The organism is Rhizobium sp. YTUHZ045, assembly GCF_051124255.1.
Classification (GTDB): domain Bacteria; phylum Pseudomonadota; class Alphaproteobacteria; order Rhizobiales; family Rhizobiaceae; genus Rhizobium.
This window is the reverse complement of the sequence record NZ_CP101432.1, coordinates 1,471,435-1,495,647: the sequence shown is the minus strand read 5'-3', so window position 1 is coordinate 1,495,647 and position 24,213 is coordinate 1,471,435. Positions and strand designations below refer to the sequence as shown.

Below are 24,213 nucleotides of genomic sequence, written 5' to 3'. Positions count from 1 at the left end.
CCACCCGCCTTCCCGCACCGTTGATCATTCCGCAGGGTGTGGCATCACCGGATGGTGACCATCTAGCGGCGGCCGCTGCCGCCAGCCAGTCAGATAGTTCATCAGTGGGAAATAAGCGCCATAGGGAAGCAGACGCGCCAGTTTCAACATCGCGGTGAAGCGTCTGGGGAAAGCGATCTCGAAAGCCTGCGACTTCAGCCCGGCGGCAATCTGGCGGGCAGCCTCCTCGGACGACACCCGCGCCGCCGGCATAGGAAAGGCGCTCTTGCCCACCGTCGGCGTGTCGACGAAGCCCGGGCTGATGAGCTGAATGCGGATGCCCACCTTGTCGAGATCGAATTTCAGGCTTTCGGCCATGTTGATCAACGCCGCCTTGGTGGCGCCATAGGCAGCCCCCGTCGGCAGGCCGCCATAGGCGGTGACGGAAGAGACGATGGCGATCTGCCCCTGCCCTTTCGCCTTCATATGGCGGATCGCCGGCAACAGACAGTTGACGACGCCGGAAAGATTGACGGCAAAGCTCTTTTCGAAATCGGCGCGGTTCAGATCCTCGGCGTGGACCGGCAGGTAGATACCGGCATTGAGGATCGCCATTGCGAGCGTGCCGTGCTCATATTCGATAGAGGCCAGGACATGTTCCATGTCCTCGGCATCGGTGACATCACCGTCGAGGACGATAATATTCCCGGAAAGGCCGCTGGCTTCGGCCTGCAGCTCGACCAGCTTTTCGTGGCTTCTGGCGGTGACGGCGACCTTGTATCCTTCGCCGGCAAGCTTCAGCGCAAGCGCCCGGCCGATACCTGAGCTCGCGCCCGAGATCCAGACGATTCCATGTTCGGGACGGGCGATGAAATCACGCATGACATGCTCCTCCGGCTCTGCCTGACCAGCACGAAAACAGGCCCGGAAGTTCTTTGCGCCTCCCGGATTTACGGCTCTATCACACCATTGTGGCTGCTTTCAGCCGATCAGGTCGCCGATCATCTGACGAAAGGACCGGGTCAGCCGGATCGGTCCGTCGGACAGCGCGAAGGCAATGCAAGGCCTGTCCTTTTCGGCAAACCGGCCGGTGATCGACAGTTTCGTCGGCAATCGAGATGTCGCCGGGGCCGAAATGGCTGCGCTCGTCGTTGAAAGACCCGTCTAGAGCTTTTCCGGATTAAATTGAATCATTCGGGTTGGCTTAAACGGAGTCGGATGGTCGACCGGCCGGCGCGCCTCGTAGCCCTCGGGCAAGGAACCGGCGACATAATGCGCCCTCAGTGCGTCGATCGTGTCGATCTGATCGTGAATCATGTCGGTTTCGGCCAGGCCCGCCGCTCGTGTTCCGTTGTCGCTTTGTCGTCATCCATACGGGGAAAGCCAGTTTTCGGATCACCATGGCAGGTGGGATCGCCGTCGCGGGCCATTTCGGATAAGGAAAGCGAAATTTTATCGTGACCACCAGGGGTATGGAATAGCATTTCTTGCCAACACAGCCTTGTGAAGGGAAAAGACCGTTCCTAAAGTAAGAGTTCGAAAGAGGCAGATTCCATGACCTTCCATCCCTCCGTCCTCGAAGCCATCGGCAATACGCCCCTGATCAAACTCAAGGGCGCCTCCGCGGCAACCGGCTGCACCATTCTCGGCAAGGCGGAGTTTCTCAACCCCGGCCAGTCGGTCAAGGACCGTGCCGCGCTCTACATCATCCGCGATGCGGAGCGGAAGGGGCTGCTTCGGCCCGGCGGCGTCATCGTCGAAGGCACGGCCGGCAATACCGGCATCGGGCTGACGCTGGTCGCCAAGGCGCTCGGCTACCGCACCGTCATCGTCATCCCGGAAACCCAGAGCCAGGAAAAGAAGGACGCGCTGAAATTGCTCGGCGCCGAACTCGTCGAAGTGCCGGCCGTTCCCTACAAGAACCCGAACAACTATGTGAAGGTGTCCGGGCGTCTTGCCGAACAAATGGCGAAGAGCGAACCGAACGGGGCAATCTGGGCGAACCAGTTCGACAACGTCGCCAACCGCCAGGCGCACATCGAAACGACGGCGCCGGAAATCTGGAACGATACCGACGGCAAGGTCGACGGCTTCATCTGCTCCGTCGGCTCCGGCGGCACGCTTGCCGGTGTCGCCGCCGGCCTCAAGGCTTTTAATCCCGACGTCAAGATCGGCATCGCCGATCCCGACGGCGCTGCTCTTTATGAATTCTACCAGAACGGCACGCTGAAATCCGAGGGATCCTCGATCACCGAGGGCATCGGCCAGGGCCGCATCACGGCCAATCTCGAGGGCTTCACACCCGATTTCTCCTATCGCGTCTCCGATGCCGAAGCACTTCCCTATCTTTTCGACCTCGTCGAAAACGAGGGGCTGTGCCTCGGCGGCTCGACAGCGATCAACATTGCCGGCGCGGTCAATCTCGCCCGCGATCTCGGGCCCGGTCACACGGTGGTGACAATCCTCTGCGACTACGGCAACCGCTACCAATCGAAGCTCTTCAATCCGGATTTTCTGCGATCGAAGGGACTACCCGTTCCCGGCTGGATGACTGGTTCGTCCGACATACACGTTCCCTACGAGCCCGTGTGAGACCTCATGCCCGTCAATGCCCTCTATCGCGACGACTTCTATCTCTCGACATGCGAGGCGGTCGTCACTGCCGTTCACGACGACGGGGGCATCGAGCTTAACCAGACCTGCTTTTACGCCACATCGGGTGGCCAGCCCGGTGACACTGGCCAGCTTGAACGCGCCGACGGAACCAAGATCGCACTGGGCCAGACAAAACACGGCGCCGGCAAGGATGTCATCATCCACGTGCCGCTCGAAAACGAGCCGCGGCCGGAGGTCGGCGAGACGCTGGTGCTGCATGTCGATTGGCCACGCCGCTACCGGCTGATGCGCATGCACACGGCCTGCCACCTGCTGTCGGTCATCTGCTCCTATCCGATCACCGGAGCCGCCGTCGGCGAGGAGGAAAGCCGCGTCGACTTCGACATGAGCGAGACGATCGACAAGGACGAGGTCACGGCCAAGCTGATGGAACTGGTCGGTCAGAACCATCCGGTCTATCTGCAATGGATCACCGACGACGAGCTTGCGGCCAATCCCGACATCGTCAAGTCGAAGAACGTGCGTCCGCCGATCGGGCTTGGCCGCGTCAGCCTCGTCTGCATCGGCGAGAACTCCTCGATTGACAGCCAGCCCTGCGGCGGCACACATGTCTCGGAGACGCAGGAAGTCGGCCAGATCCACATCGCCAAGATCGAAAAGAAGGGCAAGGAGAACCGGCGCTTCCGCATCCGCTTCGGCACGCCCGGCGTAGAAGCCTGATAAGGGGAGACCATAATGACTGAGAGCAAGAGCCGTTTCGTCGTCTCGGCCGAATGGCTGCAGGCCGAGCTCGGCAAGCCGGATCTGCGCGTGCTGGACGCCTCCTTCTACCTGCCGGCGCAAAAACGCGACGCCGATGCCGAATATGCCGCGGGCCATATTCCCGGGGCCATCCGCTTCGATCAGGACAAGATCGCCGACCACTCGACGGCGCTGCCGCATACGATCCCCTCGCCCGATTATTTCGCCGCCGAAGTCGGCAAGCTCGGCATCAGCGAGAATGATCGCATCGTCGTCTATGACGGTATCGGCGTGTTTGCCTCGCCCCGCGTCTGGTGGCTGTTCCGGGTGATGGGGGCAAAGAACGTCTTCGTCCTCGACGGAGGTCTCGACGGCTGGAAGGCTGAGGGCCGTCCGCTCGAAACAGCGGCCCCCAACTATGCCCCGGCGACGTTTACGCCTGACTTCGATGAGAGCCGCGTCGTCACGCTGGACACCATGCGCGACATCGTCTCGAGCGGCGCGATGCAGATTGCCGACGCCCGTAGCGCCGGCCGCTTCGCCGCTACCGAACCCGAGCCGCGTGCCGGCATGCGCTCCGGCCATATGCCCGGCGCCCGAAGCCTGCCCTCGGGCGTCTTCGCCAACCAGGGCCGGTTCAAATCGCTGCCCGAACTCAGGCAGACCATCGAAGAGGCCGGAATTGATCTCTCCAAGCCGGTCGTCACCTCCTGCGGCTCAGGGATCACGGCCGCGATCATCACGCTGGCGCTGGAATCGCTCGGCCATCACGACAACAAGCTTTATGACGGTTCATGGAGCGAATGGGGCAGCCGTGACGATACGCCTGTCGTCACCAGTCCGCCGACGCCGGTTAAAGCCTGACCGCCATGGGAAAGACGCCCACTTCGCTCAAAGCTCATATCACCCGTCTTGAAATGACGGCGGCGCCCAAGGCCAGCATGCCGGTGCCCGTCAATATCCAGACGGCGATCATGCGTGCGCCAGGCATACCGCTGCCCTTTTACCGCTATCTCTATCGACAGGTGGGCGCGCGCTGGCAGTGGGTGGACCGGCTGCGCATGAGCGACGAGCAACTGGCAGAAACACTGAACGACAAGCGCAACAATATCAGCGTCCTCTACGTGAACGGCGCACCGGCCGGCTTCTACGAGTATTTCTGCGCGGACGAGGAGACGATTGAACTCAGCCATTTCGGCCTGATCGAACATGCGCTCGGGCTCGGCATCGGCAAATGGTTTCTGCTGCAGGCGCTCTATGCGATCTGGGCGCTCGATCCGAAGCGCGTCACCACGACCACCAACAATCTCGACCATCCGCGCGCGCTGCAGCTCTATCAGATGTACGGCTTTTCCCCTGTTTCGACCGGCACCGGCATTGTGCGGCCGCTGAGTGACAAGGAGCTCCTGGAACTTGCGCGGAAAAGCTGAGGCTGTTGCTGACGGAGTTTATGCTGACATTAGTTGTCAGCAGCGGTGTAGATAATCTCTGGAAACCGCCGGTTTCTGAACCGAGCCATCTTACCCGGAAAGCTTCACTATGCTGGCGCTCGCTGGGCTTCAGTCCATATCCCATTGGAGCAAGTCCTGAGATGAAGCCGCACCACCGTATTTTCTTCATCCAGTTTGCCGTCGCCCTTTCCGTGGGGGCTTTTCTTTCGCGCCTGCCTGATCTTCAGCGCAAATTCGGCCTCACCGAGGGCGAGCTCGGGCTTTTGCTCGCCATCATGTCCTTGGGGGTTCTCAGCGGGCTGACATTTTCGGTGAGGATCATTGAGAGGCTTGGTGCGCGCACCACAGCTTTCGTCACGGTGTTCGGTGCATCCGTGTTCCTATCGATAATCTCCTGGATGCCTTCAGCTCTCCCGGCGATGCCATTCTTCTTCATCGCCGGTCTATTCACCGGCGCATTCGAGATCAACGCCAACATCGAAACCGACCGTCACGAGGCCCTGCTTGGATATCGCATTATGAGCCGCGCGCACGGCATGTGGAGCCTCGGCTTTTGCATGACAGCCCTTGTCGCCGCCGGCATGCGACAGGCCGGCATCACCATCGAACTGCACATCTTCCTCGTCTTCCAGACCGTCCTCATTTCAGGCTCGATCGTCTTCTCGAAGATCGAGACCGCACCTCCGCGGCAGGACGCGCACTCCGGAGAAATCCCCCTCATCGCTTTTCCGACTATCGGGCTGCTACCCCTTTGCCTGATAGGCGCAGCACCGCTCTTGGCTGAAGGCGCGAGCGTCGATTGGTCAGCAATCTATATGCGTGACGTCTTTGCGGCCGAACCGTTCGTCGGCGGCCTCAGCGTGACGATATTCTCCTTCTGCATCGCCACCGGACGGCTTGCAATGGATCCTGTGATCGACCGTTTCAATCCACAGCCGGTCGCAATAGTCCTTCTCGCAATCGTCGTCGCCGGGCTTCTACTGGTCGCGACGGCAGCACACCCCGTCATAGCGCTGATAGGCTTCGGCCTGACCGGTATCGGCTGCTCGTCGGTCTATCCGCTTGCCATCTCGGCTGCGGCCCGCCGTGCGGACCGACCGGCTCCAGTCAACGTCGCAGCACTTGGGCAGACGACCTTCCTCGTGTTTTTTGCCGGCCCGCCCCTGCTTGGTTTCATTGCAGAATATGTCGGTATCCGCTTTTCCTATTGGGCGGTGGTCCCCGTTATCGTCGCCGCTCTTTCGATGACCAAGGCGCTTGCCGCAGCTCCCATGCCGGCCATAGGAGCGCAGCGAGCTGTGCAGTCCCAAGGCTGACGCGGCTGGCTTCAGCGCGCTGCGCCAGCAGCGCAAGATCGACTTCGACCAAGGCATTCTGCTTTCACCATGCAGCGTCGCAAGAAACGGGTGGCTTCCGCGATGACGCGGGTGCATTTCGTGGCAATCACAGAGGAGATTTACCATGAACGCCATTCGTTTTATCGCCATGCCGACCGCTGATGCCGAAGCACTCTGGAATGGTGGCCGCGACGCCTATGACAACCTGCCCGAGACGATGATATCAGACGGTGACGGCAATCCTTGCCGCCATTGCCTGCAGAATATCGAAGAGGGCGAGGAGATGCTGGTTTTCGCCTACCGGCCCTTCCCGAAGCTGCAGCCCTATGCCGAAACCGGGCCCATTTTCCTCCACAAACAGCCCTGCCGGCGTTACGCCGCCGAGGAGATTCTGCCGCCGGTGCTGACGACGAGCCGCGACTTCATCGTCCGCGGCTACAATGAGAACAACCGCATCGTGTACGGTACCGGCGCGGTGACTCTGGTCAGCGAAATTGCGGCCTATGGCGAAAAGCTGCTGGCACGAGCCGACATCGCCTATGTGCATGTGCGTTCGGCGCGCAACAATTGCTTCCAGTGTCGGATCGACAAGGCAAAGGCGCCGGCCCTGACAGAGACCGGCGCCTTCACCTGACCGTGGGTCAGGTAGCTTACGCTACGTTGAGCACGCTCTCCGGCGCGAAGGCCTCATAACCGAGCGCCTCGGCGACCGGCTTGTTGGTGATACGACCCTTGTGCACGTTGAGGCCGTTCCTCAAGTGCTTGTCCTCGGCGATGGCGCGCAGGCCGCGGTCGGCAAGCGCAAGCCCATGAACCAGCGTGGCGTTGTTCAGCGCATGCGCTGACGTGACCGGTACTGCACCGGGCATGTTGGCGACGCAATAATGCACCACGCCCTCGACCTCATAAGTCGGGTCGGAATGCGTCGTCGCATGCGAGGTTTCGAAGCAGCCGCCCTGGTCGATGGCGACGTCGACGATGACGGCGCCCTTCTTCATGCCGGACAGCATCTCGCGGGTAACGAGCTTCGGAGCGGCAGCACCCGGGATCAACACGGCACCGATGATGAGATCGGCCGAGAAGACCTCCTCCTCCAGCGCCTGGATGCTGGAATAACGGGTGTGGACACGGCCAGCGAAGATGTCGTCGAGCTGACGCAGGCGCGGCAGGGATCTGTCGAGAATGCTGACATCGGCGCCGAGTCCGGCGGCCATTCTGGCGGCATGCAGGCCGACGACGCCCCCGCCGATGACGGCGACCTTGGCCGGCAGCACGCCGGGCACGCCGCCGAGCAGGACACCGAGACCGCCATTGGCCTTCTGCAGGGCTGTCGCCCCGGCCTGAATGGACAGGCGCCCGGCGACCTCGGACATCGGCGCCAGCAGCGGCAGGCCGCCGCGCTCGTCGGTCACGGTCTCATAGGCGATTGCGGTGACGCCGGAGGCGAGAAGACCCTTGGTCTGATCGGGATCGGGCGCTAGATGCAGATAGGTGTAGAGCAGCTGACCATCGCGAAGCTGGGCCCATTCAGAAGGCTGCGGCTCCTTGACTTTGACGATCATGTCGCACTTTTCGAAAATATCCTTGGCGGAGGCGGCGATCTTCGCGCCAGCCGCGGCATAGGCGGCATCATCGGCGCCGATGCCGGCTCCCGCCTTGGTCTCTACCCAGACCTCGTGGCCGTGCGCCACATATTCGCGCACCGAAGCAGGCGTCAGCCCGACGCGATATTCATGATTCTTGATTTCCTTCGGGCAACCGACACGCATTTTGCGTTCCTCTCCTTTTGTCTCCGCGGTCGCGGATCTCCTCTGCGACCAATCCAACCACCAAGGCTGCGAAATGTCCTTGCAAAGACGGTTTGCGCAAACGCGATTTTTCGGTGATTATTGCGTCTCTGCCCTCTCTCTTCGAAGGTTCTTCGAATGGCCGATCTCGATACCATCGATCTTTCGATTCTGAAGGTTTTGCAGGCCAATGCCCGCATCACCAATGCCGAGCTCGCCGAAAGGATCGGGCTTTCCCCTTCGGCCTGTTCGCGCCGGCTCGACATTCTTGAAAGGAGCGGCGTCATCGACGGCTACCATGCGCGGCTTTCGCACAAGGCGCTCGACTACAAGATGATCGCCATCGTGCATATTTCCCTCTCGGGCCAGTTCGCCAAGACGCTGGCGGAGTTCGAGTCGGCAGTGAAGCTCTGCCCGAACGTGCTCGTCTGCTACCTGATGTCGGGCGAATATGACTACATCCTCAGGGTCGCCGCCCGCGATCTCGAAGACTATGAGCGTATCCATCGCGACTGGCTGTCGGCCCTTCCCCATGTGGTCAAGATCAATTCGAGTTTCGCGCTCAGAGAAATCATCGACAGGCCGAATGTGGGGCTTTGAGGCCTTGCTTATTTTCAGAATGCCTGACCAGACTTTCGGCGCGCGCGGGCTTCTCCCGCCTATTGGCATGTCATGAAATCGAAGACCCACGGTTACATTTTCGCCCTGCTGGCGCTGACCATCTTTTCGCTGCAGGACGCCATCTCCAAACACCTGGCATCCGCCTATCCGCCGATCTTCGTGACGATGATCCGCTACTGGGCCTTCGGGCTTTTCACAATCATTCTCGCTTCGAAGATGCACGGCGGTCTCAAGGCGACGGCTCGCACCAAACGCCCCGCCCTGCAGGTGGCCCGCGGCCTGCTGCTTGCGGTCCAGGTGGTTCTGGCGATCACCTGTTTTGCCGTGATCGGCCTTGCCCGTTCACAGGCGATCTTTTCCGCGACGCCGATCCTGATTGCGCTGCTGGCGATGCCGATCCTCGGCGAGCGGGTCGGGTGGCGCCGATGGGCGGCAATCGGCGCCGGGCTTTTTGGAGTGCTGCTGATCCTGAAGCCGGAAGGCGATTTCTTCGACGTAAAGCTGCTTCTCGCCGTCGCCTCCTGCTTCAATTTCGCCTTTTACGTCATCGCCACACGGCTCGTCAGCCGCGACGATTCTTCGACGACCAGCTTCTTCTATACCGGTGTCGTCGGCGCCGTTGCGATGACGCTGATCGGGCCGTTCTACTGGAGCTGGATGTCATCCGGCGACTGGGGCTGGATGGCGCTCGTCTGCATGACCAGCATTTCCAGCCATTATTTCCTCATCCGCGCCTACGATAGTCTCGATGCCGCCGCCGTCCAGCCGCTGACCTATCTGTCGCTTGTCTACGCTTCGATCATCGGCGTGGCGATCTATGGCGAAACGCTGAGCCTCAACACGATCGTCGGCTCGGCGATCGTGGTCGCCGCCGGCATCTTCACGGTCTGGCGCGAACATGTTGTGGGACGCAGGGCTGCCAAAGCCAGCGGCGTCGCATTTGATTGAGAGTCGACCTGCGTTAGCCCGTTTTACACAGATTGGCTTCCAGAATCGCTGCACGCATCTCCGTGACATGCAGTAACCCTAACTGACAGTTTCACTGCAATTTTAGCCAAGCCACTAAAACCATTTCAATTTTCGGGCGCTATGCTCTCCGACTGTATCCAAGGGAGACAGTATGACCCGCAACTTGAAAATCACGGCAAGAAAGGCCGACCGGCAAAACTGCCGTGTCTTCGGCAGCGTCAAATATCTGAACAGCCAAGTGGATGTCCGCATTCTCAACCTGTCGGTGACCGGCGCCGCCCTGGAGACGAAGACGCCGCTCCATGCCGCTTCCGGCAGCAAGGTGCGCATCGAAGCCGAAAATCTCGGACTGCTGGAAGGGATCATCCGCTGGAAGCACAATGGCCGCATCGGCGTGCAGTTCGATGTGAATTCGAATGCGCGGGCACAGGTCGCCTCTTATTTCCGCTTTTTCCATAAGGAAATACGGCCGGTGCTGGCGGTTCGTCAGCTGAGAGCCGCGACCGGCGGCGACCGCCCACCTCATCCGTCGACGCTGAAAGCGTAAGGCCGCACCGCTATTACGCCGAGGAGCGGCTGAGATCGGTCAGGAGCTGCGGTTGGTGCTGGTGCCGCCCGCAGGCGATGGAGATTGAGGATCTGCCGCCGCCAGCGACTTTCCGTATCGCCGCCGTAAACGTCTCCGCGTTGTCGTCCGCACTGGACGCGTTGCCTCCGAAATCTTTGCCCTTTGCAATCACGACCCTGCTCGTGCCCCTTCCCAAGGGATACGTCCTGAGACTACAAGTTGCGTTTCAAAACCATTGCGCCTTTACCACTGATGTTTGCCGTGCTGTCATTTTCGCAGTGTACTCCTCGCCAAATCGTCCTAATTCTGAGGAGCCGGACGATGCACTATCTTTGAAGGAGAGCTTCCATGTCTTCCATTTTCGACGTTGGCTTGATGAGCCGCCGTTCCTTGCTTGGCGGCCTTGCCGCCACCTCCGCCCTGGTGCTGCTGCACCCTTTCAGCGCGCGCGCCAGCGCCAACCAGGCGCATCTCCGGCTGATGGAAACGACGGACATTCACGTCAACGTCTTCCCCTATGACTATTATGCCGACAAGCCGAACGACACGATGGGTCTGGCGCGCACCGGGACGATCATCGACAATATCCGCGCAGAGGCCGTCAACTCGCTGCTGGTCGACAATGGCGACGTGCTCCAGGGCAATCCGATGGGCGACTATATCGCCTATCAGCACGGCATGAAGGACGGCGACGTCCATCCCGTGATCAACGCGATGAACACGCTCGGCTATACCGTCGGCACGCTCGGAAATCACGAGTTCAACTACGGCCTCGACTTCATGTTCAAGGTGCTGTCGGGCGCCAACTTCCCCTTCGTCTGCGCCAACCTGACCAAAGGTCAGCTCGCCTCGGACCCGAAGCAGGACGACCTCTTCTTCAAGCCTTATGTCATCGTCGAAAAACAGGTCAAGGACGGCGCCGGCAAGGAAAGCCCGGTCAAGATCGGCTTCATCGGCTTCGTGCCGCCGCAGATCATGCTCTGGGATATCAAGAACCTCGAAGGCAAGGCGCAGACGCGCGACATCGTCGAAGCGGCCAAGGCCTGGGTCCCGGCGATGAAGGAAGCCGGCGCCGATATCGTCATCGCCCTCTCCCATTCCGGCATCGACGGCAGCGCGCCGACCGAAAAAATGGAAAACGCCTCGCTGTATCTGGCCGCCGTCGAGGGGATCGACGCGATCTTCACCGGTCACCAGCATCTCGTCTTCCCCGGTCCGAAGAGCTGGGACGGCATCGCCAATGCCGACCCGGTCAAGGGCACACTGCATGGCAAGCCCGCCGTGATGGCAGGCTTCTGGGGCTCGCATCTCGGCCTTATCGACCTGCTCCTGGAAAAGGACGGCAACAGCTGGAAGATCGTCGATTTCACCTCGGAAGCCCGGCCGATCTATCATCGCGACGACAAGAAGAAAGTGGTTGCCGATTACGCCGACAAGAAAGAGGTGGTCGAGGCCGCCAAATCAGAGCATGAGGCGACGCTCGCCTATGTCCGCACGCCCGTCGGCAAGACCTCCGCGCCGCTCTATTCCTATTTCGCGCTCGTCGCCGACGACCCTTCCGTCCAGGTCGTCAGCCAGGCTCAGACCTGGTACATCAAGCAGATGCTCGCCGACACCGAATTCAAGGATCTGCCGGTGCTTTCGGCTGCGGCTCCCTTCAAGGCCGGCGGTCGCGGCGGCGCGGATTATTATACCGACGTTCCGGCCGGCGATATCGCCATCAAGAACGTCGCCGACCTCTACCTCTATCCGAACACGGTGCAGGCTGTCGCCATCACCGGCGCGCAAGTGAAGAACTGGCTCGAAATGTCGGCCGGCATGTTCAATCACATCGAAGCCGGATCGAAGGATGCGCCGCTGCTCAACAACGACTTCCCATCCTATAATTTCGATGTCATCGACGGCGTGACCTATCAGATCGACCTGTCGCAGCCGCCGAAATATGACTCATCCGGCAAGGCCATCAATCCGGATGCCACCCGCATCCAGAATCTCACCTTTGATGGCAAGCCGATCGATCCGGCTCAGAAGTTCGTCGTCGTTACCAACAATTACCGCGCCGGCGGCGGCGGCAATTTCCCGGAGATTGCAGCGGATAAGGTGATCTTCCAGGCGCCTGATACCAATCGCGACGTCATCGTCCGTTATGTCCACGACCAAGGCACGATCAATCCGTCGGCCGATGCGAACTGGACCTTCAAACCGCTGCCGGGCACGACCGTTACCTTCGACAGCGGCCCGAAGGCAAAGCAGTTCCTCGCTGCAGTCAAGAGCGTCAAGATCGAGGAAGCCGGCGAAGGAGCGGATGGCTTCTCGAAGTTCAGGCTCGTTTTATAAGCAGGTAGGTCCCAGCGAAGGCGCGGCTCCGCGCCTTCGTCATTCGGCCGCGAGTGGCGGAACGGTGTCACGCAGTTCCGCCATTTCGGCATGGAAATCGGCCTGGTTCGGGCAGGCGGAAAGCCGCGTACGGAACGCGTCGATCATCCAGCTGGCGGCGGGTCCGGGCGGGTTGGCGAGCTGGCGCATCGAGTAGATGGCGTACTCGCCCTGTTCATAGGCCTCAAGATCGAGGTGGACGAGCGCGCCGCTGCGCAAGTCGTCATGCATTATGGATGCCGGAAGTCCGCCCCAGCCTAGTCCGGCCTTGATCAGCTGGTGTTTCGTCGCGATATCGCTGACCCGCCACGTCTTGTACGACAAGACATTGAAATCCCGTCCTTTGGTGCGGCCTGAAGCGTCTGTCACGACGAGCTGCACTTCCTCGCGCACGTCGCCGAGTGTCAACGGCCGGTCGATGCGGGCAAGCGGGTGGTTGGGTGCGGCGACGGGCAGCATGAAGGAGTGGCCAATTCGCTCCGTGATGATCGAATCATCCTGCTTCAGGACAGCGCCGCCAATGCCGATCGTCGTCTTGCCGCTCAATACGAGATCCATGACCATTCCGAGCTCGCCGACATTGAGGTTCAATGAAACGGTCGGAAACCTCTCGCGGAATTCGCGCAGCACGTCCACCACGGCCCGCGAGGGCACCATGACGCTGATGGCCACGGAAACCTCCGCTTCAAGCCCTTCCCTCAGGCTTTTGACGCGCGCCCGCATGACCTGCAGGTCCCCCAGAATGCGGCGCGCATCCTCGAGCATGGCCTTGCCCGCCTCGGTCAGCTTCGGCTGGCGCGCGCCGGAACGCTCGAAAAGCGCCACTTCCAGCTGCGCCTCCAGGTTTGCGATCGTATAGCTGATCACCGATTGCGCTCGGTTCAATGCCCGCGAAGCGGCCGAGAAGCTGCCGGTTTCGGCAACGGTCAAAAACACCTGCAATTGATCCAAGGTGGGGTTCGGAAGCATCTTCCATCCATTCCATCGATAGTTTCGATCGACATTATCTCCGTTTTTTCGATAGCAGGCCAGACTTATTTTCCTGTTCGACACCGCGGCTCACCTCCCAGCGACGAGCCGTTCCGTTCAATTCGAAAGGAAATGATCCATGTCGTCCATTCTTCTTCTGACGTCCAGCCCGCGTGCCGAATCGCTCTCGACGCCGATCGCCGCTGATCTCGCCGAGAAGCTGAAAAACCAGAAGCCGGGCAGCGTCGTCGTCCGCCGCGACCTTGCCGCCACCCCGCTGCCGCATATCGATGACCTGTTCACCGGCGCGATCCGCAAGCCGGCGGAAGCCCGCACCGCCGAAGAGATCGCAGCCATCAAAACCTCCGACGAACTGGTCGCCGAACTGTTTGCCGCCGACACGATCGTCATCAGCACCGGCTTGATCAACTTCAACATCTATTCGTCGCTGAAGACCTGGATCGACAATGTCGCCCGCGCCGGCGTGACCTTCAAGTACACGGAAAGCGGCCCGGTCGGCCTCGTAACCGGCAAGAAGGTTTATGTGGTGCTTGCTTCCGGCGGCGTCTACTCGCAGGGACCGGCTGCTCCCCTCAACCACGCCGTGCCTTACCTGAAATCGGTTCTCGGCTTCCTCGGCATCACCGATATCGAGACCATCTATGTCGAAGGTCTGGCTTTCGGCCCGGAAGCCGCTGAAAAGGCCATCGGCGCCGCCAAGTCGCGCGTCGAGGAAATCGCACTCGCAGCCTGATCGGGTTCCGAACTCCATTGAACGGCCGGCATCTGCCGGCCGTTCGTCATTTGCCGATATCGGCGACGAAATCCCGGATCGTCTCCAGGATTTCGCCCGAAAGAGCCTTATCCGAGGAAGCCCTGGCAAGGCCGACGCCGCCTGCCATCATGGCGAAAGCCATGATGGCCTTTCGCCGTCTTTCCCCTTCATTTGCTCCCGTGGCCTTGCTGGCCAAAGCCTCGAAATTGCGTTCGAGCCGCTCAGTGGCAATGCGCCGCGTCTTCTCGCTGCTGCGCGCGATATCGGAGGTCAGCGCGGCGAAAGGGCAGCCTTCGCCAGGATTGTCGCGGTGATAGGCGCTGACATAGCGATCGGCGACATCGGCAGCCGTCATCTTCGCGGGGTCCACACCCTCTGCTTCCAGCCTGCGCCCCCATGAATCGAAGGCGGATTCGATCGCCTCGGCAACGAGATCGTCACGGGAGGCGAAGTGCTTGTAGAAGCCGCCGACGGTCAGTCCGGCCTCCTTCATCAGGTCGGCGACGCCGATGCCTTCCAACCCCTCTTCGCGCAACCGCTTTGACGCAGTCTCGACGATTTTCTCGTGCGTCTTCTGTTTTTCCAGCTGCGAACGGCCCATCGGACTCTCCTCGTACTGCCTCTTGACTCCTGTGGATTACAATCATAATCCTATTAGATAACGATCATAATCCAGATCGTTGCCATTTCCAAGAGGAGCATGAATCATGCGTCTAAGAAACAAGGTCGCCCTGATCACCGGCGGAAACAGCGGTATCGGTCTTGCGACCGCCAAAGTCTTCATCGACGAGGGTGCCAAGGTGGTGATCACCGGCCGCAACCCGGAAACACTTGCCGCCGCCGAAAAGGCGCTTGGGGCCGGTGGGCTGGCGCTGAGGGTCGATGTCACCGATGCCGCCGCCACCGGGAAGGCTTTTGCGGAAGCTGCCGCGAAGGTCGGCAAGTTCGACATCGTCTTCGCCAATGCCGGCATCGGCGGAGCAACACCACTCGGTGATACGTCGCCGGAGCAGTTCAATCGGATCATCAGCACCAATCTGACGGCTGTGTTCTTCACCGTGCAATCGGCCCTGCCGCATCTCAGCGACGGCGGCTCGGTGATCCTCAACGGCTCGGTGCATGCCGTGCTCGGCGCCCCCGGCTGGTCTGCCTATGCAGCGACCAAGGCGGCGGTGCGTGCCATGACGCGCAATATGGCGTCGGAACTTGCGCCGCGCGGCATCCGCGTCAACCAGGTGACGCCAGGCGGCACGAAGACGCCGATCTGGTCGCCAATGGCGCCAACGGATGATGCGATGTCGGCACTCGAAGCTCGCATGGGCGGCCTGAGCCCGCTCGGCCGCATGAGCGAAGCCGAGGAAATCGCCAAGGCAGCGCTCTATCTCGCCTCGGATGATTCCGCCAACGTCACCGGCATCGAAATCACCGTCGATGGCGGCATGACGGGCGCGCCTTCAGGTGCCAAGATCTTCCGCGCCGCCTGACTGCAGTAGGGGCTGGCAAAACCTGCCCAGCCCCCGTCCCTGCGCAGCCAGCCTGCTACGGCTACTTTGTCTCAGCTCTTACGCAGGGCGCGTTGAGCGATACGAAACAGGACGATTGCCACATTGAGAATGGCAAGCAGGAGCAGGACATAGAGCATGGCCTGAATCCCGGAGGAAACGATCAGGTTTCCGGCAATCAGCGGAAAGCCGAAGACCCCTATGAAATAGGACAGCGAGAACAATAGAAGCGATTGCGGCATAAGGCCTTGGGGCGCCTCATTTGCAGCCAGGCCGTTGATGACGGAATAGGTCAACCCATAGCCCAGTCCGAGGATCGCCGCGGCTCCGAGGTAGACTGTCTGAGTTGATGTCATCACCAGGAACAGCAGGATGGAAGCCAGGGTCAGGCTTGTCAGGGCCAGAAGCGAATAGAGCGGATCCTTCCTGACCACATATGCCGCCACGAACAGCCGACTCAGGATGGCGGACGACATAAAACCGAAGAAGAAGAGGGAATAGTCGAAGCCGTGCGCCTTGGCATAGCTGGTCTGGAAGCTGGAAAGTCCCCCGAAAATCGCTCCACCGACGCCGACCATGATGATGGAATAGATCGCCGGCGAAGCGATCACCCGGCGCGCCGCGCCAAACGAGATCTTGTTGACGTGGGGCAAAATCTTGCCGGCACTGGTCAGCCGGAGATGGAGCCAAAAGTACAGCGCACCGCCGGCGAGGCTGGACAGAAAGGCAAAGGAGAAGGCCGTCTCAATTGGCATAGACCAGCCGGTGGCAATGCGGCCGATGATCGGTCCGGCGCCGATGCCCGACATCATCGACCCAGAAAGCAAGGCAAAGAACCTGATCCGATTCTGGGGCTCCACCAGTGCGGCGACTAGAATGGGTCCAAGCGTATAGAACGTGCCCCAGCCGATACCGAGAATGAGGCCGACGGTCATCAGGCTGAGCCCAACCGAGGGGACGGTGGCAAATCCCAATCCCGATGCTGCAAGAAACAGCCCGGCAACAGCCACCGCCCGCGCCGCGCCGATGGCGTCCGCGATATGGCCGGACAGGATCACGAGAATGACAGTGCTGACCGTCGCGGCCGAGATGATCAGGCCGGCAAGCGCCTCGTTCCCGCCACGCTCGCCCACCAGCACCGGGATGAGAAAGGTCACGCCATAGGCGATCGAAAGAAGAAACCCTCCGATACACAGGACGGCAAACTCGCCGCCATCGACCTTCTCCGTTGCCACTGAATCACTCATGTCTCCCGCCCGTCGCAAAAGCTCATCCGACTATTGCAGCAATGGAGATCACGTTTGCGCTATGCTAACAAGTCGTTTTTAGTTCATCACTAACATATTGAAAAATCATGCAATGTACGGAATATGTTTCGATTTTCGCAACATCCCAAACACCGGCCGTCTCGCTGTGGTGATCAACGCGATCAGCCACCTAACTCGGTTGCACCATGCCGGAACGGCCGACGACGCAGTTGCGGCCGCCTTTCTTCGCCGCATAGAGCCTGCCGTCGGCCGCGGTGAGCACCGTCGTAAAGCTGATGCCGTCCTCGTCAGCTGTCGCAACGCCGATACTGACCGTCACCGGCTTGTCATCCGGCGTTTTGACGCTGGTCTCGATCGTCCAGCGCAGGCGTTCGGCAAGGAGCAACCCTTCCTCATGGCTTGTGCCGGGGCAGACGGCGACGAATTCCTCGCCGCCGAAGCGGAAGATGCGGTCGCTGGACCGCAGCGTCGTGCCGAGCCGGGCGGCTATCGCCCTCAGCACCTCGTCGCCCTGAAGATGGCCATGACCATCGTTGACATCCTTGAAGTGATCGGCGTCTATAATGAGGACGGTGGCAAGCAGCCCCTGCCTCAAGGCCTCGCGCAGCATCACCGGCGCTTCGAGTTCCATGCGTGTGCGGTCATAGACGCCGGTAAGCATATCGCGGCCGGTGCGCTCCAGAAGGTCATTATAGCGCTCGCGAAAGGTGAGATCACTGAAGACGTCGCTGATGGAGCGCGCGGCGGCGTCAGCGCCAAGGCGGCGGATCCGATATTCATAGACGGCAAACATCGCCCCATAGAGGCCGACGGAGAGCATCTTCGCCTTCCAGCCACCCCAGAATACGGCGACTGGAACATCGAGGAAATAGTGCAGTGCGGCAAAAAAGCCGACCTGGTCGAAAGTCAGCAGCACAAAGCCGGAGATCATGAAACGCAGGACGACACGCCTGCGGAAGAAATCGCCGAGCTTTTCATAGAGCAGGATGATGCCGAGCGAATCGACATAGAGCAGCGCCGTGCCCCAAATCATCAGCCAGCCCATCGCTTTCAGGAAATCGACGTCGGGCGTGTGGTTCGACGACAGCTGCAGCGGCTGGTGCAACTGCAGCACCCAGGCGATGCCGACGGTCAGCAGATTGCCGAGAAACAAGCCGTAGATCGGCTGGCGCACCGTCGCGGCATCCTCCCACAGATACAGCATCAGGATCATCATCAGCTTGCCGGAGAAGAAGACGGATGAGCCCGGCGACACATCGCCGAACGGCAGCGAGACGTAAAAGACCGCCGCCAGATAAGTCTCCATGAAATGCATGACGCCGAGCGCCGTCAGAAAGACGCCGAGGCCAAGCCGATGGCGGAAATGCAGAAGCGTCACCATCAGCACGAAATAGGCGATGGCTTCGACGACAAAGACCGCGAGGTTCAGCGCTTCCATGACAACACCTCGGCTTCAGGCCGATGCCTCAGGCACCCTGCCGGCACGGCGGCGGATCCAATGAACGAGCGTCTGAAAAAGTGGAACACGAGGGCAGCCCTGCAAATCCTGCAGGCAATAGCTTTCACCGCAATCCTTTAAGATTGCGTATGCAAACCTGCTTCCTTCGAGAGCGCAAGTCACGGCCTTGAAAAGCAACGGGATTTCGGGCCGCGGCCGATTCCGATTGATCGGGATCGATTTCAGACCTGACGGATCTTCTCGCCGTCACCAAAGAGTGACGAACCATGCTGGTCGATTATCTGCTGCGCCTTGCGCACCGTGCATTCGATCGCATCGTCGGAGGAGGAAAACATATCGGCGCGAATGAAATTGCGCACCAGCACCTCGTCGCCGACCTTTTTTTCGATGCGGCCGGCCAGACGATACTGGCCGCCTTCCTTGCGCGGCTCCGCATAGATCGTGCAATCGCCATAAAGCTGCGGCTCGCTGGACGGCCCGGCCGCCTGCGACGCCGGTTTGGCCCCGCCGGAGAACATCGAAAAGAGATTTGAAATGAATGAAGCCATGGCGCGTGTCTAGCACGATGGCCCTACGATCGCCAAGTCAAATGATCAGGTTAGCGAGGATCTCGTTTTCAGTGATATCCTCGTAACCCATGCCAGAAGCTTCGAAATTTGCAATCAGCCGGGCGAAATTCTCCGGCGCCTTGGTTTCGATGCCGATCAGGATCGAGCCGAAGTTGCGCGCCGATTTTTTCAGATATTCGAAGCGGGCGATATCGTCGTCGGGTCCGAGCAGATTGAGGAAATCCCGGAGCGCCCCGGGACGCTGGGCCAGCCTGAGGATGAAGTACTTCTTCAGCCCTGCGTAACGCATGGCTCTTTCCTTTACGTCAGGCAGGCGCTCGAAGTCGAAATTGCCGCCGGAGACGACAGCGACGATGGTCTTGCCGCGGATCGCTTGGGCGTCCATCGCGGCGATTGCCGTCAGCGACAAGGCGCCGGCCGGCTCCAGCACGACGCCCTCGACGTTCAACATCTCCTGGATGGTGACGCAGATGGCGTTTTCCGGCATCAGCTGCACTTGGCTTGCCGGGAAATCGCGAAGGGCGGCGAAATTCAGGTCGCCGATGCGGGCGACCGCTGCGCCGTCAACGAAATTGTCGACCTTGGCAAGCGTCGTCACCTTGCCTGCCTCGATGCTGCGCCTGAGGCTTGGCGCACCGGCCGGTTCGGCGAAGACGAAGGCCGATTTCGGCACGATGCCATCGAGATAACCGGTGATGCCGGCGGCCAGTCCACCGCCGCCGACGGGCAGAACCACCATATCGGGCACGGTTCCCTCGGGCAGCTGCTGCATGATCTCGGCAGCGACCGTCGCCTGCCCCTCGATAATATCGGCATGGTCGAAGGGCGGCACCATGACGCCGCCGACCGCCTCGACATGCTCGCGCGCCGCCTGATAGCACTGATCGAAAAAGTCGCCGAACAGCCGGATAGTGATGAATTCAGCGGCGAACATGCGGGTCTTGTCGATTTTCTGCTGCGGCGTCGTCACCGGCATGAAGACGACGCCCGGCACGCCGAAATGACGGCAGACATAGGCAAAGCCTTGGGCGTGGTTGCCGGCCGAGGCACAGACGAAGGTTTTGCCGGCCGCCCCCTGCCCGATCGCCTTGCGGAAAAAATTGAAGGCGCCGCGGATCTTATAGGAGCGCACCGGCGACAGATCCTCGCGCTTCAGCCAAATATCGGCACCGTAGCGGGCCGAGAGATGGTCATTGAGCTGCAGCGGCGTTGCCGGAAAGAGGCTGCGCATTGCCTCTTCGGCGCTTTCGACGTCAAGTCTCGTCACGGGCGTGGTCCATTCTCATGATTGGTCACCGCCGCTATGGCACAGGCCGGCGGCTAAAGGAAAGGTTCACTGACCGGCCGGCTCAGCCCATAGAGCCTTTCTTAAGCCAATTGCAAAATCGGCGGCAGATGAACTGATTTTAACTGTCAATGGAAAGGCCTGCCACTTATATGGAGCGATGATGATCTTCAAATTCGCAAGACCGCTCGCCTGGCTGCTGCTCGCCCTCATCCTGTTTGTCACGGTTTCGCCGATCGGGCTGAGACCGGATACGGTGACGACGGTCGATGCGGACCGCGGCACCGCCTATGTTCTGCTCGGCCTTGCCTTTGCGCTCGCCTATCCGAAGCAGTGGAAACTGGTGGCCGTGCTGCTGATCATTGGGGCGGTCGCCATCGAATATCTGCAGTATTTCGCACCGACCCGCCATCCGCGCCTGCATGACGCAGGCATCAAGGCCATGGGCGCTGCCCTCGGCCTCGCTGCCGGCTGGGTGATCAACAGATGGCGCGAGAGCAGAGCTCCAAACAGCCTGCCTTTCACAGAACGCTGACTATTGCGGATCAGAAACCCGGCAAATCCGTTGCCCAGAAAAACAGCGGTATCGCAGCCACAACAGTTGCAAGAACAAATGCGACGCTCGTCCTGAAGATCCGGACGCGCCGAACCCTGGTCCCGCTCCAATCGTAAACCATCGTCTTACTCCCACAAGACAACACTTACTCTACCGCCGCGGCGCAATCCTTGCACCGAAAATGTCATTGTCAAGCAATAACGCGCTCTTACGCGCAAGATACAGGCATATTCCAACAGGATTATAACGATTGTTGCAGCTAACCGGGGCATTATCGAACCGGTCCGCCTTCGTTCCTGACGGAACTACGGCGCGACAAACTTCGCTTGGCTGCTCTCTTCGGCTCGCCGAGCCGAAGCTCACAGAGCGTAGGCTGGTGCGGGCGACGGGGATCGAACCCGTATAGCCTAAGGCCGAGGGATTTTAAGTCCCTTGCGTCTACCAGTTTCGCCACGCCCGCTTGCTGCGTTTTCAATATCTTGCGTCATGGGCGATGGGAAGAGCCGTGGGGCGTAAAAATAATATTGGCTCTGCCGGCAGCGCCACGGAATGAATGGGCAGGTATTTTAACGCGAAAGTGACTGTCGGCGCCGCTCGTTTCGTCTGGCCCGAGAAACTGAAAAGGCGCGGCGGGCTCACGCCCATCGCGCCTTCATCATTTACGCATCGAGATCAAGCGAGCTTGGCAGCGAGCCGGGCGACATGGGCGCCCTGGTATTTCGCGCCTTCGAGTTCGACCTCGGAAGGCTGGCGCGAACCGTCGCCGTTGGTGATGGTGGAGGCGCCGTAAGGCGAGCCGCCCTTGACTTCCTCAGTGCCCATCTGGCCCTGGAAGGCGTAAGGCAGACCGGCGACGACCATGCCCTGGTGCAGGAAGGTGGGGATGAAGCCGAGGATGGTCGATTCCTGGCCGCCATGCTGGGTCGCCGAAGAGGTGAAGACCGAACCGATTTTGCCGACGAGCTTGCCGGTGAACCAAAGGCCGCCCGTCTGGTCCCAGAAATTGCGCATCTGCGAGGCGACCGTGCCGAAGCGGGTGCCGGCGCCAACGATGATTGCGTCATAATCCGTCAGTTCATCGACGGTGGCGATCGGCGCAGCCTGGTCGATCTTGTAGTGAGAGGCCTTGGCGACCTCTTCCGGTACCAGTTCCGGGACGCGCTTGACGGTGACGTCGGCACCAGCCGACCTCGCGCCTTCAGCAACGGCATAGGCCATGGTTTCGATATGGCCATAGGCCGAGTAATAAAGAACGAGAACTTTCGCCATCTTCCATTTTCCTTGAAACAGCGGGGAATTTCGTAACCGGCGGATTTCTACCAGCGCCTAGGGCCGAAGGCAGCCCTGCGCGGGAAAACTCAGTGTTCAACGTGCGTAGACGAAAATTCGCTTGCGGTTCTGATTTGGCGCGAAAGTGACGCATCGGCTCGTTCTAAAGAGCATGGTATCGTCCGAAATCGCTTATCCTTTTCGGCATGAGGCGCGCGTGTTTGCAAAGCAGCCTGAGGGCGCTACCTATTGACCAGCCTCACATCACGGAACATCCTATGAGCCATGACACCGTCGTCACCGCCGCCATGCTCGCCATCGGCGACGAACTCCTTTCCGGCCGCACAAAGGACAAGAATATCGGCCACCTCGCCGATCTGCTCACCCTGTCCGGCATAGATCTCAAGGAAGTGCGAATCGTCGCCGACGACGAGCAGGCGATCGTCGAGGCGCTGAATGCGCTTCGCGCTCGCTATGACTACGTCTTCACCTCGGGCGGCATCGGGCCGACGCATGACGACATCACCGCCGATGCGATCGCCAACGCTTTCGGCCTGCCCTGCGAATATGACGAAGCGGCGATGACCCTGCTGGCCGATATGTACCGTCGCCGCGAGATGGAATTCACCGAGGCGCGTCAGCGCATGGCGCGCATGCCGCGGGGCGCCGCCCATATCCCCAATCCGGTATCGACGGCGCCGGGGTTCATCATCGGCAATGTCTATGTGATGGCCGGCGTGCCGCAGGTCTTCCAGGCGATGATCGACAATGTGCTGCCGACGCTTCGGACAGGCACGCCGGTTCTCTCGCTCGCCATCGCCTGCCCTTATGGCGAAGGTGATATCGGCACGCCCCTTGCCGCGATCCAGAAAGCGCATCCGGATACCAGCATCGGTTCCTACCCGCGTTATATCGGCCAGAAATTCTCGACCGAGATCGTCGTACGCGGCCGCGCGCAGGCGGCAATCGATGCGGCCGGCGCCGAAGTCCACGCGATGATCGACGCCATCCGCCGGAACAAGGAGGTCGCAGAAAACCATTCCGCCGAGGCATGAGAGGCCGGACTTGATCCCCGTCAAGGAACGGGAGAACGGTCTGGTGCATTCCGTCCCTCGCGCAGGTCATTTCAGCGCAAGGAGAATTGATATGTCTTACAAAACCATTCTCGCCATTCTCGATACGGCAGACAATAGTGCCGCCGTTGCCGATTTTGCCTTTGCCATTGCCGCCGAAGGCGGTGCTCACGTGATCGGCCTGCATGCCGAAACCATATCGGCCGTGCCGCTGGTGGCCCCTATGGAAATTCCCGATCCCGTCGCCGTCCAGGCGCTGCAGGATATGGCGCATGGTGAAACGGTCGCCCTCGAGCGCATCTTTCGCGCCAAAGCGCAGGCCGCCGACGCCTCATCGGAATGGCGCAGCTTTGCCACCTCCACCGGCTACGGTTCCGCACCGCTGATCGAAAGCGCCCGCAGCGCCGATCTTCTGATCGCATCGCAGGCCGACCCGGCCAACCCCTCCGACAGCCATGTCGATGTCGACGGCTTCCTCTTCGAAGCCGGCCGGCCGGTGCTGATGATCCCTTACGTCATCCGCCAGCCGAAGCCGATCAAGCGCGTGCTGATCGCCTGGAACGGCTCGAAGGAGGCGACGCGCGCGACCTTCGATGCGCTGCCCTTCCTGAAAGCGGCCGAGGAAGTGGAGATTTTTTCGGTCGACCCGGCCGATGCCGCTCTGCAGTCGCCGCTCACACCAGGCGCCGAGATCGCCGCCGCACTTGCACGCCATGGCGTGAAGACGACGCTTGCGACGGGCCACAGCGTCGACAGGAATACCTCGCATGTCATCGAAAACCGGCTGTCGGACAGCAGCATCGATCTTCTCGTCATGGGCGCCTATACCCATTCCCGGCTTTGGCAGGCGATCTTCGGCGGCACGACGAAGAGCCTGCTGCAATCAATGACGGCGCTGACCCTGTTGTCGCGATGAGCGGCTCCTCTTGCGTTTTACCGGCAAATCCCGCTAATTGCTGCGACCGATGAAGGCTTCGAGCCCCGGCCACGCCTCGCGCAGCAACTCGCGATCTCGCGCAGTTCCGGCTGCGCGATTTGCGTTT

General features: G+C 60.6%; 25 protein-coding genes, 1 tRNA gene and 1 pseudogene. 15 read left to right on the top strand and 12 right to left on the bottom strand.

Annotation, left to right across the window (positions count from 1 at the left end):
• Window positions 1-24 precede the first annotated feature (24 nt).
• From NMA58_RS07340 to NMA58_RS07330, 3 genes and pseudogenes are all read right to left on the bottom strand, one after another.
• Complete coding sequence (locus tag NMA58_RS07340) at window positions 25-861, bottom strand: SDR family NAD(P)-dependent oxidoreductase (protein ID WP_434712818.1); 837 nt, start codon at window positions 859-861, stop codon at window positions 25-27.
• A 99-nt stretch (window positions 862-960) separates the two neighbouring features.
• Window positions 961-1,147: pseudogene (locus NMA58_RS07335) on the bottom strand (transcriptional regulator); the annotation flags it as partial.
• Window positions 1,144-1,296 carry a hypothetical protein gene (locus NMA58_RS07330; RefSeq protein WP_430960402.1) on the bottom strand — a complete coding sequence of 51 codons (153 nt, stop codon included), beginning with the start codon at window positions 1,294-1,296 and terminating at the stop codon, window positions 1,144-1,146. The gene NMA58_RS07330 and the pseudogene NMA58_RS07335, both read right to left, overlap by 4 nt.
• A 237-nt stretch (window positions 1,297-1,533) precedes the next feature.
• On the opposite strand from NMA58_RS07330, the gene NMA58_RS07325 reads away from it, so the two are divergent.
• The 6 genes from NMA58_RS07325 to NMA58_RS07300 all read left to right on the top strand — a co-directional run bounded on the left by NMA58_RS07325 (window position 1,534) and on the right by NMA58_RS07300 (window position 6,758).
• Window positions 1,534-2,571, top strand: a complete 1,038-nt coding sequence (locus NMA58_RS07325; protein ID WP_221114519.1) for a cysteine synthase A — start codon at window positions 1,534-1,536, stop codon at window positions 2,569-2,571.
• Window positions 2,572-2,577: 6 nt separating this feature from the next.
• Window positions 2,578-3,315: an alanyl-tRNA editing protein gene (locus tag NMA58_RS07320; RefSeq protein WP_434712817.1), complete on the top strand. Its 738-nt coding sequence runs from the start codon at window positions 2,578-2,580 to the stop codon at window positions 3,313-3,315.
• Window positions 3,316-3,330: 15 nt separating this feature from the next.
• Window positions 3,331-4,200, top strand: a complete 870-nt coding sequence (gene sseA, locus NMA58_RS07315; protein WP_434712816.1) for a 3-mercaptopyruvate sulfurtransferase — start codon at window positions 3,331-3,333, stop codon at window positions 4,198-4,200.
• A gap of 5 nt (window positions 4,201-4,205) precedes the next feature.
• Window positions 4,206-4,766: a GNAT family N-acetyltransferase gene (locus NMA58_RS07310; RefSeq protein ID WP_085777890.1), complete on the top strand. Its 561-nt coding sequence runs from the start codon at window positions 4,206-4,208 to the stop codon at window positions 4,764-4,766.
• A gap of 161 nt (window positions 4,767-4,927) precedes the next feature.
• Window positions 4,928-6,103, top strand: a complete 1,176-nt coding sequence (locus NMA58_RS07305) for an MFS transporter (RefSeq protein WP_434713390.1) — start codon at window positions 4,928-4,930, stop codon at window positions 6,101-6,103.
• A gap of 145 nt (window positions 6,104-6,248) precedes the next feature.
• The gene (locus NMA58_RS07300; RefSeq protein ID WP_434712815.1) at window positions 6,249-6,758 is read left to right on the top strand and encodes a DUF1203 domain-containing protein; all 510 of its coding nucleotides are present in this window, start codon (window positions 6,249-6,251) and stop codon (window positions 6,756-6,758) included.
• A 16-nt stretch (window positions 6,759-6,774) separates the two neighbouring features.
• Here NMA58_RS07300 and ald read toward each other — a convergent pair whose 3' ends face one another.
• Window positions 6,775-7,893, bottom strand: a complete 1,119-nt coding sequence (ald, locus tag NMA58_RS07295) for an alanine dehydrogenase (RefSeq protein ID WP_434712814.1) — start codon at window positions 7,891-7,893, stop codon at window positions 6,775-6,777.
• Between the two features lie 156 nt (window positions 7,894-8,049).
• Here ald and NMA58_RS07290 point away from each other — a divergent pair, with 156 nt between their 5' ends.
• From NMA58_RS07290 to NMA58_RS07275, 4 genes are all read left to right on the top strand, one after another.
• Window positions 8,050-8,511 (top strand): Lrp/AsnC family transcriptional regulator, encoded by a 462-nt coding sequence (locus NMA58_RS07290; RefSeq protein ID WP_434712813.1) that lies wholly within the window; start codon window positions 8,050-8,052, stop codon window positions 8,509-8,511.
• 72 nt (window positions 8,512-8,583) lie between these two features.
• Entirely contained in the window at window positions 8,584-9,480 is an 897-nt protein-coding gene (locus tag NMA58_RS07285) for a DMT family transporter (protein WP_434712812.1), read from the top strand.
• 172 nt (window positions 9,481-9,652) lie between these two features.
• Window positions 9,653-10,048 carry a PilZ domain-containing protein gene (locus NMA58_RS07280; protein WP_085777886.1) on the top strand — a complete coding sequence of 132 codons (396 nt, stop codon included), beginning with the start codon at window positions 9,653-9,655 and terminating at the stop codon, window positions 10,046-10,048.
• A 369-nt stretch (window positions 10,049-10,417) separates the two neighbouring features.
• Window positions 10,418-12,406 carry a bifunctional 2',3'-cyclic-nucleotide 2'-phosphodiesterase/3'-nucleotidase gene (locus NMA58_RS07275; RefSeq protein ID WP_434712811.1) on the top strand — a complete coding sequence of 663 codons (1,989 nt, stop codon included), beginning with the start codon at window positions 10,418-10,420 and terminating at the stop codon, window positions 12,404-12,406.
• 39 nt (window positions 12,407-12,445) lie between these two features.
• On the opposite strand, the gene NMA58_RS07270 is transcribed toward NMA58_RS07275, so the two are convergent.
• Complete coding sequence (locus tag NMA58_RS07270) at window positions 12,446-13,414, bottom strand: LysR family transcriptional regulator (protein WP_430960410.1); 969 nt, start codon at window positions 13,412-13,414, stop codon at window positions 12,446-12,448.
• A 139-nt stretch (window positions 13,415-13,553) separates the two neighbouring features.
• Between NMA58_RS07270 and NMA58_RS07265 the strand changes: the two genes are divergently transcribed.
• On the top strand, window positions 13,554-14,168 hold the full coding sequence (locus tag NMA58_RS07265; protein WP_064802027.1) for an FMN-dependent NADH-azoreductase: 615 nt from the start codon (window positions 13,554-13,556) through the stop codon (window positions 14,166-14,168).
• Window positions 14,169-14,214: 46 nt separating this feature from the next.
• Here the strand turns inward: NMA58_RS07265 and NMA58_RS07260 are convergent, their stop codons facing one another.
• The gene (locus tag NMA58_RS07260; RefSeq protein WP_434712810.1) at window positions 14,215-14,790 is read right to left on the bottom strand and encodes a TetR/AcrR family transcriptional regulator; all 576 of its coding nucleotides are present in this window, start codon (window positions 14,788-14,790) and stop codon (window positions 14,215-14,217) included.
• A 106-nt stretch (window positions 14,791-14,896) separates the two neighbouring features.
• On the opposite strand from NMA58_RS07260, the gene NMA58_RS07255 reads away from it, so the two are divergent.
• On the top strand, window positions 14,897-15,673 hold the full coding sequence (locus NMA58_RS07255) for an SDR family NAD(P)-dependent oxidoreductase (RefSeq protein ID WP_434712809.1): 777 nt from the start codon (window positions 14,897-14,899) through the stop codon (window positions 15,671-15,673).
• A gap of 71 nt (window positions 15,674-15,744) precedes the next feature.
• Here NMA58_RS07255 and NMA58_RS07250 read toward each other — a convergent pair whose 3' ends face one another.
• The 4 genes from NMA58_RS07250 to ilvA all read right to left on the bottom strand — a co-directional run bounded on the left by NMA58_RS07250 (window position 15,745) and on the right by ilvA (window position 20,254).
• Window positions 15,745-16,938 carry an MFS transporter gene (locus NMA58_RS07250; protein ID WP_434712808.1) on the bottom strand — a complete coding sequence of 398 codons (1,194 nt, stop codon included), beginning with the start codon at window positions 16,936-16,938 and terminating at the stop codon, window positions 15,745-15,747.
• A gap of 190 nt (window positions 16,939-17,128) precedes the next feature.
• Window positions 17,129-18,397 (bottom strand): diguanylate cyclase, encoded by a 1,269-nt coding sequence (locus NMA58_RS07245; RefSeq protein ID WP_434712807.1) that lies wholly within the window; start codon window positions 18,395-18,397, stop codon window positions 17,129-17,131.
• Window positions 18,398-18,639: 242 nt separating this feature from the next.
• Window positions 18,640-18,966 carry an HlyU family transcriptional regulator gene (locus NMA58_RS07240; RefSeq protein ID WP_430960415.1) on the bottom strand — a complete coding sequence of 109 codons (327 nt, stop codon included), beginning with the start codon at window positions 18,964-18,966 and terminating at the stop codon, window positions 18,640-18,642.
• 37 nt (window positions 18,967-19,003) lie between these two features.
• Window positions 19,004-20,254 carry a threonine ammonia-lyase gene (gene ilvA, locus NMA58_RS07235; RefSeq protein ID WP_434712806.1) on the bottom strand — a complete coding sequence of 417 codons (1,251 nt, stop codon included), beginning with the start codon at window positions 20,252-20,254 and terminating at the stop codon, window positions 19,004-19,006.
• Between the two features lie 178 nt (window positions 20,255-20,432).
• Between ilvA and NMA58_RS07230 the strand changes: the two genes are divergently transcribed.
• On the top strand, window positions 20,433-20,807 hold the full coding sequence (locus tag NMA58_RS07230) for a VanZ family protein (RefSeq protein WP_085777879.1): 375 nt from the start codon (window positions 20,433-20,435) through the stop codon (window positions 20,805-20,807).
• A 395-nt stretch (window positions 20,808-21,202) separates the two neighbouring features.
• Here NMA58_RS07230 and NMA58_RS07225 read toward each other — a convergent pair.
• Window positions 21,203-21,288, bottom strand: a tRNA-Leu gene (locus NMA58_RS07225).
• A 212-nt stretch (window positions 21,289-21,500) separates the two neighbouring features.
• The gene (gene wrbA, locus NMA58_RS07220; protein ID WP_430960417.1) at window positions 21,501-22,097 is read right to left on the bottom strand and encodes an NAD(P)H:quinone oxidoreductase type IV; all 597 of its coding nucleotides are present in this window, start codon (window positions 22,095-22,097) and stop codon (window positions 21,501-21,503) included.
• A 278-nt stretch (window positions 22,098-22,375) separates the two neighbouring features.
• On the opposite strand from wrbA, the gene NMA58_RS07215 reads away from it, so the two are divergent.
• Window positions 22,376-23,152 carry a competence/damage-inducible protein A gene (locus tag NMA58_RS07215; RefSeq protein ID WP_434712805.1) on the top strand — a complete coding sequence of 259 codons (777 nt, stop codon included), beginning with the start codon at window positions 22,376-22,378 and terminating at the stop codon, window positions 23,150-23,152.
• A 91-nt stretch (window positions 23,153-23,243) separates the two neighbouring features.
• Window positions 23,244-24,086 carry a universal stress protein gene (locus NMA58_RS07210; protein ID WP_434712804.1) on the top strand — a complete coding sequence of 281 codons (843 nt, stop codon included), beginning with the start codon at window positions 23,244-23,246 and terminating at the stop codon, window positions 24,084-24,086.
• Window positions 24,087-24,213: the final 127 nt, after the last annotated feature.